General features: G+C 66.4%; 11 protein-coding genes. All 11 read right to left on the bottom strand.

Annotation, left to right across the window (positions count from 1 at the left end; all coding sequences use genetic code 11):
* Positions 1-175 precede the first annotated feature (175 nt).
* The 11 genes from M3I56_RS30725 to M3I56_RS30680 all read right to left on the bottom strand — a co-directional run bounded on the left by M3I56_RS30725 (position 176) and on the right by M3I56_RS30680 (position 13,390).
* The gene (locus M3I56_RS30725) at positions 176-1,567 is read right to left on the bottom strand and encodes an aspartate aminotransferase family protein (protein ID WP_254357150.1); all 1,392 of its coding nucleotides are present in this window, start codon (positions 1,565-1,567) and stop codon (positions 176-178) included.
* Positions 1,568-1,587: 20 nt separating this feature from the next.
* Positions 1,588-3,066, bottom strand: a complete 1,479-nt coding sequence (locus M3I56_RS30720) for an NAD-dependent succinate-semialdehyde dehydrogenase (RefSeq protein WP_254357149.1) — start codon at positions 3,064-3,066, stop codon at positions 1,588-1,590.
* 128 nt (positions 3,067-3,194) lie between these two features.
* Complete coding sequence (locus M3I56_RS30715) at positions 3,195-3,677, bottom strand: Lrp/AsnC family transcriptional regulator (protein ID WP_254357148.1); 483 nt, start codon at positions 3,675-3,677, stop codon at positions 3,195-3,197.
* Positions 3,678-3,684: 7 nt separating this feature from the next.
* Entirely contained in the window at positions 3,685-4,713 is a 1,029-nt protein-coding gene (doeB, locus tag M3I56_RS30710; protein WP_254357147.1) for a N(2)-acetyl-L-2,4-diaminobutanoate deacetylase DoeB, read from the bottom strand.
* Positions 4,714-4,718: 5 nt separating this feature from the next.
* Complete coding sequence (gene doeA, locus M3I56_RS30705) at positions 4,719-5,927, bottom strand: ectoine hydrolase DoeA (RefSeq protein WP_254357146.1); 1,209 nt, start codon at positions 5,925-5,927, stop codon at positions 4,719-4,721.
* Positions 5,928-5,936: 9 nt separating this feature from the next.
* A complete protein-coding gene (locus tag M3I56_RS30700) occupies positions 5,937-6,974 on the bottom strand; it encodes a cyclodeaminase (RefSeq protein WP_254357145.1) in 1,038 nt (345 codons plus the stop codon).
* 1 nt (position 6,975) lies between these two features.
* Entirely contained in the window at positions 6,976-7,956 is a 981-nt protein-coding gene (gene eutB / locus M3I56_RS30695; protein ID WP_254357144.1) for a hydroxyectoine utilization dehydratase EutB, read from the bottom strand.
* A gap of 108 nt (positions 7,957-8,064) precedes the next feature.
* The gene (locus M3I56_RS30690; protein ID WP_254357143.1) at positions 8,065-9,477 is read right to left on the bottom strand and encodes a PLP-dependent aminotransferase family protein; all 1,413 of its coding nucleotides are present in this window, start codon (positions 9,475-9,477) and stop codon (positions 8,065-8,067) included.
* A 382-nt stretch (positions 9,478-9,859) separates the two neighbouring features.
* Complete coding sequence (gene ligD, locus M3I56_RS30685; RefSeq protein WP_254357142.1) at positions 9,860-12,490, bottom strand: DNA ligase D; 2,631 nt, start codon at positions 12,488-12,490, stop codon at positions 9,860-9,862.
* A 40-nt stretch (positions 12,491-12,530) separates the two neighbouring features.
* Entirely contained in the window at positions 12,531-12,785 is a 255-nt protein-coding gene (locus tag M3I56_RS41745) for a hypothetical protein (protein ID WP_375541816.1), read from the bottom strand.
* Positions 12,782-13,390, bottom strand: a complete 609-nt coding sequence (locus M3I56_RS30680; protein ID WP_375541815.1) for a Ku protein — start codon at positions 13,388-13,390, stop codon at positions 12,782-12,784. Before M3I56_RS30680 ends, M3I56_RS41745 begins: the two co-directional genes overlap by 4 nt.
* Positions 13,391-13,506 lie beyond the last annotated feature (116 nt).

The raw sequence follows: 13,506 nt of genomic DNA, 5'->3' as shown, positions 1-13,506 counted from the left end.
GCCAGAACCGCAGCGCTTTGAGCCTTGTCAGGCAACGGTTTTACGGCCTCTTGCGCGAGCGCAAGCGACCGAAAAGCAACACCTGCGCAAGCCCAGCGGGAACAAAAAAGCCGCCGTACTCGCGTACGGCGGCTCGTGGCGTTGAACCGTCTATTGTTGACACGCGCTCTGCGGCTCACCCCGCTACCAGACTGCGCTCGGCCACCTCGTCCACGGCCTGCTTGACGATCCCGACGATCTCGTCGGCCTCCGCGCGCGTCATGACGAGCGGCGGCGCAAAGCCCAGGATGTCGTCATGCGGCATGGCGCGCGCGATCACGCCGCGCTGCAGCGCCGCCGCCGACACCTTCGGCCCGATCTTCAGCGCCGGGTCGAACGGCTTGCGCGCTTCCTTGTCTGCCATGAACTCCAGCGCCGCGAGCATGCCCACGCTGCGCACCTCGCCCACGAGCGGGTGCGCGCCGAACGCCTCGCGCAGCTTCGCACCGAAGTACGAACCGACCTGAGCGGCGTTCTCCACGAGCTTTTCGCGCTCGAGGATCGCCAGATTGGCGAGCGCCGCGGCGGCACACACTGGGTGCCCCGAATAGGTCCAGCCGTGCCCCATCGGCCCGTGCTCCTGCGAGCCGCGCGCGATCACGTCCCAGACCTTCTCGCCCACGATCACGCCGGAAAGCGGCGCATACGCGCTCGTGAGGCCCTTCGCGACCGTGATGAGATCCGGTTCGATGCCGAAGTGCTGCGCGCCCATCTTCGAGCCCAGACGCCCGAAACCGCACACCACCTCGTCGGAGATCAGCAGGATGTCGTGCTTGCGCAGCACCGCCTGGATCGCCGGCCAGTAGCCTTTGGGCGGCTCGATGATGCCGCCCGTGCCCATCACCGGCTCGGCGATGAACGCGGCGACCGTGTCCGCGCCTTCACGCGCGATCAGCTTTTCGAGCTCCTCCACGCAGTACGCGACGAACTGCGCCTCGTTCATGCCCGCGGGCGCCTTGCGATACCAGTGCGGGCAGACCGTATGCTTCACGCGGTCGATCGGCAGATCGAAATGCTGATGGAAGCTCGGCAGGCCGGTGAGGCTGCCCGTAACGATGCCCGAGCCGTGATAGCCGCGATCGCGCGAGATGATCTTCTTCTTGTTCGGGCGGCCCAGCACGTTGTTGTAGTACCAGACGATCTTGACCTGCGTTTCGTTCGCATCCGAACCGGACATGCCGTAGTACACCTTCTTCATGCCGGCAGGCGCCCAGTCGATGATGCGCGACGACAGCCCGATGATCGCGTCCGACGAATGGCCCACATAAGTGTGGTAGTACGCGAGCTGCTTCGCCTGCTCGTACATGGCGTCGGCGACTTCGGTGCGGCCATAGCCGATATTCACGCAGTAGAGACCCGCGAAGGCATCGATATACTGCTTGCCCTGGTGGTCCTCGATGCGGATGCCCTTGCCGCCGCGTACGATCTTGCCCGGCAGCGCGCCGCTCTCGTGGTCGTAGGCGTGCGTGGACGGGTGCATGAAGTGCGCGCGGTCCTGCTCGAAGAGTGCGTCGATGCGTTGAGTCATGTTGTCCTCCTGTTTCCGGTTCAGGCCATGGCCGCGAGCGGCAGGCCGAGATTGCCAAGGCAAAAATATTTGGTTTCCACGAAGGGCTCGAAGCCCTCCGCGCCACCTTCGCGGCCAAGGCCCGAGGCCTTCATGCCGCCGAATGGAATGGGCGCGCCCGTGAACTTCACGCCGTTCACCGAGACCATCGCGAAGTCGAGCCGCCGAACCAACTGGAAAATCGTGTCCATGCGCGTCGCGCACACGTAGGCCGCGAGGCCATATTCCGTGTCGTTCGCCTTGGCGATCACTTCGTCGAGCGTGTCGAACGGGCAGACCGCCGAAATGGGCGCGAAGTTTTCCTCGTCGTACACGCGCATGCCGGACGCGGCATCCGCGATCACGGTGGGCTCGTAGTACCAGCCGCCCAGCGCATGCGGCTGGCCGCCCGCCACGATGCGCGCGCCCTTCTCGCGTGCATCCGCCACGCGCGCGGCCGTGCTGTCGAACGCGGCCTGATGCATGAGCGGGCCCACGTCCACCTCTTTCTCGAATGCGGGGCCGGTCTTGAGCGCGCGCACCGCTGTCGCATAGCGCTCGACGAACGCTTCGTAAAGCGGCCGCGCCACGAAAATACGGTTCGCCGCGCAGCAGTCCTGGCCCGAGGTCTGGAATTTCGCGCCCACGGCAATCCTTACGGACTGCTCGAGATCGGCGTCTTCCGTGACGATGAACGGTGCGTTGCCGCCCAGCTCCAGCGCGACCTTCTTGATACCCGCGCGCGCCGCCGCCTGCGTGACGAGCGAGCCCACCCGCGTCGACCCCGTGAAACTCACGGCACGCACGCGCGTGTCGCTCACCAGCGTTTCCATCGCCATTTGCGGCTCGCCGAGCACCACGTTGTAGACGCCCGCCGGAAAGCCCGCCTCCTCCGCGAGTTGCGCCAAGGCGAGCGCCGAATACGGCGTTTCGTGCGCGGGTTTCACGACGACCGTGCAGCCTGCGGCGAGCGCAGCGGCGGCCTTGCGCGTGATCATCGCCACCGGAAAATTCCATGGCGTGATGAGCGCCGCGACCCCTACCGGTTCCATCACCGTACCCAGGTGCGCACCGTCGATATGGGTGGGAATCGTACGGCCTGCCAGGCGTTTCGCCTCATGCGCATACCATTCGACAAAGCTCGCCGCATAGCGGATTTCGCCGCGCGATTCGGCCAGCGGCTTGCCCTGCTCCAGCGAGAGCAGCGCCGCCAGATCCTCCTGATGCCGCACGATCCGCTCGTGCCAGCGCAGGAGCGCCGCGCTGCGCAGCGCTTGCGAGACCCAGCGCCACGATTCGAATGCGCGCTGTGCGGCGTCGACTGCACCGGTGATCTGTGCGCGGACGAGCATGGGCACGTGGCCGATCACCGACTGGTCCGCAGGGTTCTGCACGGCCGCGGTGGCCGCGCTGTCGCTATGCACCCAGCGGCCGTCCACGTAGCACAGCGATTTGAACAGAATGGGGTGTCCTGGCAGCATCTCGTCTACTCCTTGTCAGGTCTTTCGATATGCAATCCATTCTGGGGCCGACAGCATCGCGATTTTTTGGTTCTCAGCCCTGCGCACTTACGCTTTTTTCGGAACCGCCGCGCGCGGGCGCGAAAAATTCACGCGCTCTCCAGGGCCCAAGCAGGCGCGTGGCTGGGCGCGCACTTCACCACCTTCGTCACGATATAGGTGAAGTAGCGTTCGATCCCGAGATCCTCCATCAGCAGTGCATCGATAAAGCGCTGGTAATGGTCGATGTCGCGCGCCATCACGTGCAGCACGTAGTCCACCCCGCCGCCCGTGGCGTAGCACTGCATGACTTCCTCGGCCGCGCTCACGCGCTCTTCGAAGCGCCGCATGTCGGGCGCGGTATGGCGCGATAGCGTCACTTCCACGACGATACGGCTGCCACGCATCGCGCCTACCCAGTCCACCTCGGCGTGATAGCCGCGTATCACGCCGCTTTCCTCGAGCTTGCGCACGCGCTCCCAGGCCGGTGAAATCGAAAGATTGACCTCTTCGGCGAGCTTCGATTTCGTGATGCGGCCATCGCGCTCAAGGATGCGCAGGATGGCGAGGTCGTAACGGTCGAGCTTGATCACGGCGCGCTCATGCCGCCACGGGCAGGTTGCGTTCGACGACGTCGGCGACCACGGCCACGGTGTCGCCCGCCTGCACGAGACCAGGGAAATGACGCGCCGCCAGCAGCCCCCCGCATTGCGCGCGATATTCCACGGCGCGCGCGCCGGTGCGGTCGATGTCGTGCACGCGTGCGAGCACCTCGCCCGCCTCGACGGTATCGCCGAGATCGCGGCACATCTCCAGCATGCCGCGATGCTCGCTCGTGGTGTAGCAGGTGCCGTCGGGCATGTCGAGCAAGGTGGTCGTGCGCGGGCCGACGCTGCTCTCGCTGGCCTTGCGCTCGATGACGCCGGCGTGCGCAAGAAAACCGCGCACGCCGCGATCCGCAATCGCCACGCTGTGCGCGGTGGAAGTGCCGCCGCCGCCCAGTTCGGTCGAAACGAACACCTTGCCCGCTTCCTCCACGGCGCTGTCGAACAGGCCGACGCTGTCGAGTTCCAGCATGCGCATGGAGTACGGCGCGCCGAACGCACGCATCGCACGCTCGCAACGCGCCTGCTGATCGCCGTCGGGCAGCACGTGAATCGCCGCGAACGGCACGAAGTCGAGCGTGCGCCCGCCCGCGTGAATATCGAGCACGTAATCGGCGCGCGCCAGCAATTCACGCTGGAAGTAATCGGCGATCTTTTCGGTCACGCTGCCGTCGGGGCGCCCCGGAAAGCTGCGGTTCAGATTGCCCGCGTCGACAGGCGAGGTGCGCGTGCCCGCACGAAACGCGGGATAGTTCATGTAAGGCACGATGATCACGCGGCCGTTCACGTCCGCGGGCTGCAGCGAGCCCGCCAGCTTGGCGAGCGCGATCGGCCCTTCGTATTCGTCGCCGTGATTGCCACCCGTGAGCAGCACGGTCGGCCCCTCGCCGTGCTTGACGACGGTGAGCGGAATCATGATCGCCCCCCACGCGGAATCGTCGCGCGAATAAGGCAGCCTCAAAAAGCCGTGTTGCACGCCATTGGCGTCGTAATCGACGGTCGGCGTAATCGGTGACGCACGCATCGGCCCTACTCCTTCACGAACAGTTTGCGCGGCGTGGTGCAGAACGTTTCGACGCCGGTTTCGGTAATGAGGATGCTTTCGGTGATTTCGAGGCCCCAGTCGTCGAGCCACAGGCCCGGCATGAAGTGAAACGTCATGCCGGGTTCGAGGACCGTGCGGTCGCCCGGGCGCAGGCTCATGGTGCGCTCGCCCCAGTCGGGCGGAAAGCTCGCGCCGATGGGATAGCCGCAGCGGCTGTTCTTCTCGATGCCCGATTTGCGCAGCACCGCAAAGAACGCATTGGCGATGTCTTCGCACACGTTGCCGGGCTTCGCAGCGGCGAGCCCTGCCTCGATGCCTTCCACCACGGCTTTCTCCGCATCGAGAAAGTGCTTTGGCGGCTTGCCGAGATAGACGGTGCGCGACTGCGGGCAGTGATAGCGGTGGTAGCAGCCCGCGATCTCGAAGAACGTGCCCGCGTTCGCCGTGAATGCCGAGTCGTCCCACGTGAGGTGCGGGGCGGCGGCATCGGCGCCGGTGGGCAGGAGCGGCACGATGGCGGGATAGTCGCCGCCGTGGCCTTCCACGCCCGTAATGCCCGCTTCATAGATCTGCGCAACCAGGTCGCACTTCCTCATGCCCGGCTCGACCACGTCGAGAATGCGCGCGTGCATTTTCTCGACAATGCGCGCCGCAACTCGCATGTACTCGATCTCGCGCAGCGACTTCACCGCGCGCTGCCAGTTCACGAGCGCGGTGGCATCCACCCAGCGCGCCTTGGGCAAATGGCGCTGGAGCGACGCGTAGGCCGCCGCACTGAAGTAGTAGTTGTCCATCTCCACGCCAATGCACAGCGTGTCCCAGCCGCGCGCGGCGATGACTTCCGTGCTCAGGTAGTCCATGGGGTGACGCACGGGCGACTGAACGTAATGATCAGGATAGCCAATGATATTGCCGTGCGACATGAACGCCGTGCGCTTCGCGCCGTTCGCGTCCTGCCCGCGACCGAACCAGACGGGTTCGCCGTCCATGGTCAGCAGCACGCATTGATGGACATAGAACGACCAGCCGTCGTAGCCAGTCAGCCAGTTCATGTTGGTCGGGTCCGTGACGATCAGCAGATCGATGCCTTCGTCCTGCATCGCGCGGCGCGTCTTCGCAATGCGCGCGTCGTATTCGCTGCGTGCGAACACGAGGCGCGGCGCCACCTCACTCTTTTCAGTTGCTGCGGACATCTTTCCCTCTCAAGGCGTGACTGCGTTGTGAAACACCGCGCCCGCACCGGTCGCGCGGGCGCGCTGCAAGGCAAGAACGGCAATGGCGGTGTCCTGCGCCCCGGTGCCGGTGAGGTCGCAGATCGTGATGTCGTTTGCGTGTACGCGGCCCTTGCGGCGGCCCGCGATCACTTCGCCTAACTCCGCGAAGCCGCGATCGGGCGCGACCTTGTGCGCTTCGATCGCGTGCCTCAGTTCGCCGAGCACGCGCGTTTGCTGCAAGCGGTCGCAGACATAGCGCGCTGATTCGAACACCGAGGGCGCGAGTTCGTTCTTGTACTCGGCGTCGGAGCCCATGGCCGTGAGGTGCAAACCGGCGGGCAGATCCGCCGCGTGAACGAGCGGTGTGCGGCTCGGGGTGGTCGTCACGGCCACGTCGGCCTGCGCGAGCGCGTCGTGCACCGAAGCGGCAACCCGCGCGCGTACGCCGTGGCGGCGTTCGGCGTCGGCGGCGAAGTCGGAAGCCCGCGCCGCATCGCGGGCCCAGACGCTCACGCTGTCGATCTTGCGCACCAGCATGAGCGCATCGAGCTGCAGGCGCGCCTGCTCGCCCGCGCCGATGATCGCCGCATGGCGCGCGTCGGGACGCGCAAGCCAGCGCGCGGCCACGGCACCCGCCGCGGCGGTGCGCACGGCAGTCAGATAACCGTTGTCGAGCAGCACGGCTTCGGTAAGACCTGTGCGCGCCGACAGCACCAGCATCAGCCCGTTCAGGCTCGGCAGGCCGAGCGAGGGATTATCGAAAAAGCCGGGGCTGATCTTGATGGCGAACTGCTCGAAGCGCGGCAGATACGCCGTCTTCACATCGACCTCGCCATGCCGCTCGGGCAGCGCAAGGTTGAGAACGGGCGGCATGACAACGGCTTCGGTTGCGAGCGCAACGAATGCGGACTCGATCTGATCGACAGCCGCAAGATCGAGCGGGACCAGTTCGCGCAATTGCCCGGCGCCTAGCAACGTAACCGGCGGCAACTCAGGTGGCAATTCGGGTGACAACTCGGAATGCATTTCAAACCTCCGTCACGAGGCGGCGGTGCACCGTCATGTCGATGTTCGCGCCGCTCACGACGATCACGATCGGGCCTTGGCTGCGCTCGATGTGCCCGTCGAGCAACGCCGCCATGCCCACCGCGCCCGCGCCTTCCACCACGAGACGCTCTTCGCGGTACGCATGGGCCACGCCGCGCACGATCGAGGGCTCGCCGAGCAGGATGACGTCGTCAGCCAGCGCTCGGGTCAGCGCGAAGGTGTGGCGATTGTCGAGACCAATGCCGCCGCCCAGCGAGTCGGCCAATGTTTCGCTTTCCTCAACGTCGACGGGATGACCCGCCGCGAGGCTCGCGTGCATGGCCGCACCGCGCGCCATCGAAACGCCGATGGCGCGCACGTCCGGCCGAATCTGCTTCGCCGCGAAGGCCACGCCGCTGAAGAGTCCGCCGCCCGACAGCGGCACCACGAGGGTCGCAGTGTCGGGCAGCGCTTCGAGAATTTCGAGGCCGATGGTGGCCTGCCCGGCGATCACGCGCAGGTCGTCGAACGGCGGCACGAACGCATAGTCTTCTTCGCGCATGAGGCGCTGCGCTTCGATCTGCGCCTCGTCCTGGCTCTTGCCCGCGATCACCACGCGCGCGCCCAGCGCGGCCACGGCTTCGACCTTGTTGGGCGGCACGAGCGACGACATGCACACGGCCGACTCCATGCCGAGCGCGTGGGCCGCATACGCGAGCGCACGGCCATGATTGCCGGTGGACGCGGTGACGACGCGCTTCACGCCCGACTCGGCGAGATGCGCCACCGAATTGGTCGCGCCGCGCAACTTGAAGCTGCCCGTGGGCTGCACGGTTTCGAGCTTGAAGTAAACCGGCACGCCCACGCGCGCCGACAAGGCGGGAGACGCCACGAGCGGGGTGTGCGCTACGCGGCCCGCGAGGCGCTGGCGCGCGCGGTAGACATCGGCAAGCGAGAGTGACGAAAGCGAAAGCGACGACATGAAATGCACGTTCCTTCCAGTGAATCTGTGCAATCCAGTCTAATGAGCCAAAACGGGCTTTCTAATGTCCTGGTACAATCCGCGCCCATCGCGGCATACGAAAAACGCCTAGCTGAAATCGTGCACGTGCGGATACTGCTCGAACACGCCCGCCATGGTCTGGAGCGCGTTGCGGCATGCGGCGTCCGAAGCTTCCGCGCCAAGGCTGATGCGCACCGCATTGGGACGTTGCGTGCCGCCCACGAGAAATGGGTCCGGCGAGGTCACGGCAATCTTGCGATTGCGCAACTCGCGCACGAGGCGGTCCGCCTGCCAGTAGTCGGGCACGCGCAGCCAGGCGGAAAGCGCGTTGGGATGCGCGCCGAGCACATAGTCGCCCAAGGCCGCGCGCACCATCGCCTGGCGCGCCGCGAGCCGCTCGCGCTGCAGTTCCACGAGGCGGCGCGCGGTGCCGTCCATGATCCAGCGCGTGGCGATTTCCGCAATCGGCGAAGTCGCCATCCAGCTGCTCACGCGCAACACGCTTTCCACGCGCAGCGCAAGCCGGCGCGGCATGGCGAGATAGCCCGTGCGCAGTCCGGTGAGCACCGATTTGGTCATGCTCGTGCAATAGAACGCCAGTTCGGGAATCAGGCTCGCGACAGGCGTGTTGGCTTTCGCGGGCAGCGCGCCATACACATCGTCCTCGATTACGTACACGCCATAACGCTGGGCAATACGCGCAATCGCGCGGCGGCGCGAATCGGGCAAAACGGCCATGGTGGGATTGTTGAAAGTCGGCGTGCACACGAGCGCACTCACGCGCTCGCTGTCGCACATCTCCTCGAAATGCTCGGGACGGATGCCGTATTCGTCGATTTCGAGCCCCTTGAGCGTGAAACCCAGCACGTTTGCCGAGCCGATCACGCCGTGGTCCGTGAGGCTTTCGCAGAGCACGGTGTCGCCAGGGCCGACCGTGGACGCGAGCGCGAGGAAAATGCCGTGCGCCGCGCCATTGGTGATGAGGAGCGATTCGGGTTTCACCGGCATGTTGAGCGAGGCGAGCCACGCCGCGCCCGCCTGGCGATGATGCTCGAAGCCCGCTATGGGGCGAAACGAGCGAATCCACGGCTGATCGTCGAGCGTGGCGAGCGTGGCGCACACGTCGCGCCACGCGGCGTCGTGCTGCGGCGTGTGGACGATGCGAGCAATGGAAAAGTCGACGATCTCGCGCTCGGCCGTGTCGAGAATATAGTTCGACATCGACTCGGTCACGCGCGCGGCGACGAAGCTGCCGCGCCCTACCTCGCAGCGAATCAGGCCCTGTCTTTCGAGTTCCTTGTAGGCATTGGTGACCGTCTGCACGCTCACGCCCAGTTCCGCTGCCACCTCGCGCTGCGGCGCGAGGCGCACGCCGGAAACGAGCGCGCCGCGCTCGATGTCCTGTGCAATCGCCTTGACCAGCCGTTTGTATTTGGACTCCGCGCCGTGCGCGGCCCCGACCGCATCACGCCACTCGCCCGAAATCGTCGCCCACGCCATCTCGATCCGCTCCTCGGTAAGCGTTCATGGTCGCTCAGAAACGGGGCGGAAAATAATTGTCTCAGGACAATTGCGGGTAAAAAAAGGACAATCAGGTCCGGAAAATCGACACCGCCTGCGACAGCCGGTGTGCCTGCCCCGAGAGCCGACCCCTCGCGCACCTGCCCGACCGATGCGTCGATCAGCACCTTGATTTCGCGCGCCGCGCTCGCGCTCGCGCTGCGCAAGCGAACACTGCCCTCGATCATGCCCGTGATCTCGACCGTTCTGAATGGCCGACATCGTATCCACTATCGCCGCCACCGCCGCGCCGCCATCGGCCGCCGCCGTGCTGGCCGCGGAAACGAGCTGGCGAGCCTGGTTGGCATCCGACGATCCGCTTTCACTTCGCGTCGAGTTGTTTCCACATAGAAGCCGTAATGCGCTGGCGCGCCTTTCCGTAGTCGCGCCACGGATCGACACGCAGCGCTTCGAGCCGCTCGCGCACGTTCGCGACGTTCCACTGGTCGCCACTGGTGAGCGTGTGCAGTTCGTCCCAGTCCACCGGCACCGAGACGCCGAGACCGGGCCGCGCCCGTGGCGCATACGCCACGGCCGTGCTCGCGCCGCGGTTGTTGCGCAGGTAGTCGACGAAAATGCGGCCCTTGCGGTTTTGCGGCCCCATCTTCGCGCTGAAGCGCTCGGGCAGCGTCGCCGCCATGTGGCTCGCCACCGCGCGCGCGAAGTCCTTCGCCTCGGCCCAGCCGCCATGGCGCGTGAGCGGCACGACCAGGTGCAGGCCCCGCCCGCCGCTCGTCTTGCACCATGCCCGCAGGCCCAGCGCGTCGAGCAGCTCGCGCGTGAGCTGCGCGGCCTCGAGCATGCGCGCCCATGCGAGCGAGGGATCGGGGTCCAGGTCGAAGACGATGCGGTCGGGCTTTTCGATGCTCGCCGCGAGCGCATTCCAGGTGTGCAGTTCGATCGTGTCCATCTGCGCCGCGCCGACCAGCGCCTCGATGGAATCGAGCGTGAGCAGCGGCGCATGGCCCGGATCGAGGCCGGCGTGCTGCGTGGCATGGGGAATCTGCAGCGCGTTGGCGTGCTTCTGGAAGAAAAGCTCGCCGCCCACGCCCTTGGGCGCGCGCGCGAGGGCCACGGGCCGCCCCTTGACGTGCGGCAGCAGCCAGGTGGAAATCGCTTCGAAGTACTCAACGAGATCGATCTTGCGCAGTCCGCTTTGCGCGTCGATCACGCGTTCGGGATGCGTGATGCGCACGCCGGCGACCTCGGCTTCGTCGTGCGCGGCGCGGCGCGTGCGGCTCGCCGTTTTTGGCGCGCTCGTTGAGGCTTGCTTTGCGACCTTCTTTGCACGCTCGCTGCCTGCCGCGAGCACCGGCGACGACTGCCCTTCGCGCACGATGTCCTTCGCGGGCTTGTCCGCGCGCAATCCGACGAACGACGCCTGGCGCACCACGCCCGCGCTCGTCCAGGTCTTGAAGCGCACCTCCGCCACGAGTTCGGGCCGCACCCAGTGCACGCCCGCTCGACGCTCGGCCGCCGGCACCGCAGCGAACGGCGAGGTTTTGCACTCGCGCGCACGCAGTTCGCCCGCAATCGCGTCGAGCCGCGCTGCGTCGAAACCCGTTCCCACCTTGCCGGCATATTGCAGCGCGCCATCATCGCCATGCACGCCGATCAGCAGCGCGCCGAACCCCTCGCGGCTGCCCTTCGGTTCCGTATAGCCGCCGATCACGAATTCCTGGCGCCGAGAGCAGCGCAGCTTGAGCCACGCGGCGCTGCGCGTGGACGTGTAAGGGCTGTCGCGCCGCTTGGCAACGAGCCCTTCGAGATTCGCCTCGCAGGCGGCTTCGAGCAATGCCTGCGGCTCGCCTTCGAAGGCCTCCGAAAAACGCAGCGCGTCGTGAGGCTTCTGGGCAAGCAGCGCCGAGAGCTTGTCGCGCCGCGCCTCGAGCGCCACGTCGCGCAAGTCCGCGCCGTCGAGCCAGGGCAGATCGAAGAGCCAGAACGTGATGTCGCCGGCGCGCCCCGCGTCGAACGCGTTCTGCAGCGCCTGGAAGTTGGGCACGCCGGCTGAGTCGAGCACCACGGCCTCGCCGTCCAGCCACGCCGATTCGACCTTCAGCGCGCGCAGCGCTTCCACCTGGCGCGGGAACTTCGCCGTCCAGTCGTTGCCGGCGCGAGTGAAGATACGCACATCGCCCTTGCCGCGCGCGTGCCGGTCGATGCGCGCCAGCACGCGGTAGCCGTCGAATTTCAATTCGTAGAGCCAGGTGTCGCCGTGGGGTGTGGCATCGGCGGGCGTCGCGAGTTCAGGGGCGAGTGTGTCCGGCAGCGGTGCGCGCACCGCGCCTTCCAGTGCCGTCGCTGCCCCCTGCTTCGCGGCCCCGTTGCCCGACCGCGGGCGCTTTTTCGACGCTTTCGACGCTTTCGATGCCTTCGACGCTTTCGACGCTTTCGACGCGGCAGGTTTGTCCTCGATGACATGGAATTCGTCTTCGGGCACGGCCTCGTCGTCACGCTGCTTGATGAGCAGCCAGCTCTCCCGTTTGCCGTCGTGCATGGGGCTGCGCACGAGCGCCCAGCCGCCGTGCAGCCGCTCGCCCTCCAGCGTGAACTTGAGTTTGCCTTGCGCATAGCCTTCGCGCGCGCCGCGCAAGCCGCCCTCGGGGCGCCACACGCCGTGGTCCCAGATCGCCACCGTGCCTGCGCCATAGCTGCCTTCGGGAATATGCCCTTCGAACGAGCCATATTCGAGCGGATGATCCTCCACATGCACGGCGAGCCGTTTCACCGTCGGGTCGAGGCTCGGGCCCTTGGGAATGGCCCACGATTTGAGCGTGCCGTCCAGTTCGAGGCGAAAGTCGTAATGCAGCCGCCGCGCGTCGTGACGCTGGATCACGAACGCCCCTTCACCGTCTCGGGGTCGCGCGCTGTGGCGAGCGGCCCTGCCGCGCGGCTCCGGCGTTTCATCGAAGCGGCGTTTCTGTTCGTAGACTTCGAGCTTGTGCTTCATCGTTTGCCCCTTGTTGCGCTCTGAGCCGCGGTCGCGTTCATCACGCCGCGCGCCGTCCGCGCTTCGGCGCCGGTTTCCCGTGCGCCGCACTCGCGCCGCTCTCGCCGCGCTTGCCGAGACTGCGCTTGAGCAGTTCGGAAAGGTCGACGATATCCGCGCCACGCCGCTCAGGCGCGGGCGCCTCGACCTGAGCGAGTTCGTGCGCCTTGCCTTCGCGCGCCTTGCGTCCGGCCAGTTCGAGAATCGCGTCGCGGTAGGTGTCGCGATACGTTTCGGGGTCCCAGTCCGTGCTCATGTCGTCGATGAGCTTGCGCGCATTTGCAACTCATGCGTGCTCACGCCAGCGGCTTTTGCACGCTTGGGCAGGCTCTTCACCGCATCGAACTCGCGCACCTCGGTGGCCCACCGCAGCGTTTGCAGCGCAAGCGCGGGGCCCGCCGCCACAAGCGCCGCGAGATGCTGCCGGCTGTGCAGCACGACGCTCGCAATGCCGATCTTGCCGCTCGCCGCAAGTGCGTCGCGCAGCAGCGCATAGGTCTTGCCCGCGCGCTTGTCGGGCGCGAGCCAGTACGGCGTGTCGAGGTAGAGAAAGGAGACCTGCGCTGCCGCCACGAACGCGAGCAAGTCGACCGTCTGCGTCGATTCAGGGCTCGAGGCCTTGATCTCCTCCTCGGACATCACCACGTAGGCGCCTTTTTTATACTCGTAGCCGCGCACGATGTCGTCGTGCTGGATTGGCTTGCCCGTGCGTTTGTTGATTTGCTGGTAGCCGACCGGGTCCAGCGTGCGCCGATCGAGCAGATTGAAGCCGGTACGCTCGCTTTGCGTAGCCGGGAACACTTCGACCGGCACATACACGAGCCCGAAAGTGACGGCACCTTTCCATATCGCGCGTGGCATGATCGCATCCTCCTCGCCTTCCAGATCGTGCTGCTCTCAAGCAAACGCAGTGCCCGCCGCGCTTTGCCGCCCTCCCGGCGCGCGCGCCCCTCAAAGGGGACGCAACAAAACGCCTT

Source organism: Paraburkholderia sp. CNPSo 3281, assembly GCF_024206515.1.
In the GTDB taxonomy this organism is placed as follows: domain Bacteria; phylum Pseudomonadota; class Gammaproteobacteria; order Burkholderiales; family Burkholderiaceae; genus Paraburkholderia; species Paraburkholderia nodosa.
Note: the sequence above shows the minus strand (reverse complement) of the source record. Positions and strands in the feature narration are given on the sequence as shown.

Excerpts from the sequence above, each read along its gene's own strand:
- M3I56_RS30690 (WP_254357143.1), bottom strand. The coding sequence starts at position 9,477 with ATGGCGTGGGCGACGATTTCGGGCGAGTGGCGTGATGCGGTCGGGGCC.
- M3I56_RS30680 (WP_375541815.1), bottom strand. The coding sequence starts at position 13,390 with ATGCCACGCGCGATATGGAAAGGTGCCGTCACTTTCGGGCTCGTGTAT.
- M3I56_RS30700 (WP_254357145.1), bottom strand. The coding sequence starts at position 6,974 with ATGCATTCCGAGTTGTCACCCGAATTGCCACCTGAGTTGCCGCCGGTT.
- doeA (WP_254357146.1), bottom strand. The coding sequence starts at position 5,927 with ATGTCCGCAGCAACTGAAAAGAGTGAGGTGGCGCCGCGCCTCGTGTTC.
- eutB (WP_254357144.1), bottom strand. The coding sequence starts at position 7,956 with ATGTCGTCGCTTTCGCTTTCGTCACTCTCGCTTGCCGATGTCTACCGC.
- M3I56_RS30725 (WP_254357150.1), bottom strand. The coding sequence starts at position 1,567 with ATGACTCAACGCATCGACGCACTCTTCGAGCAGGACCGCGCGCACTTC.
- ligD (WP_254357142.1), bottom strand. The coding sequence starts at position 12,490 with ATGAAGCACAAGCTCGAAGTCTACGAACAGAAACGCCGCTTCGATGAA.
- doeB (WP_254357147.1), bottom strand. The coding sequence starts at position 4,713 with ATGCGTGCGTCACCGATTACGCCGACCGTCGATTACGACGCCAATGGC.
- M3I56_RS41745 (WP_375541816.1), bottom strand. The coding sequence starts at position 12,785 with ATGAGCACGGACTGGGACCCCGAAACGTATCGCGACACCTACCGCGAC.
- M3I56_RS30720 (WP_254357149.1), bottom strand. The coding sequence starts at position 3,066 with ATGCTGCCAGGACACCCCATTCTGTTCAAATCGCTGTGCTACGTGGAC.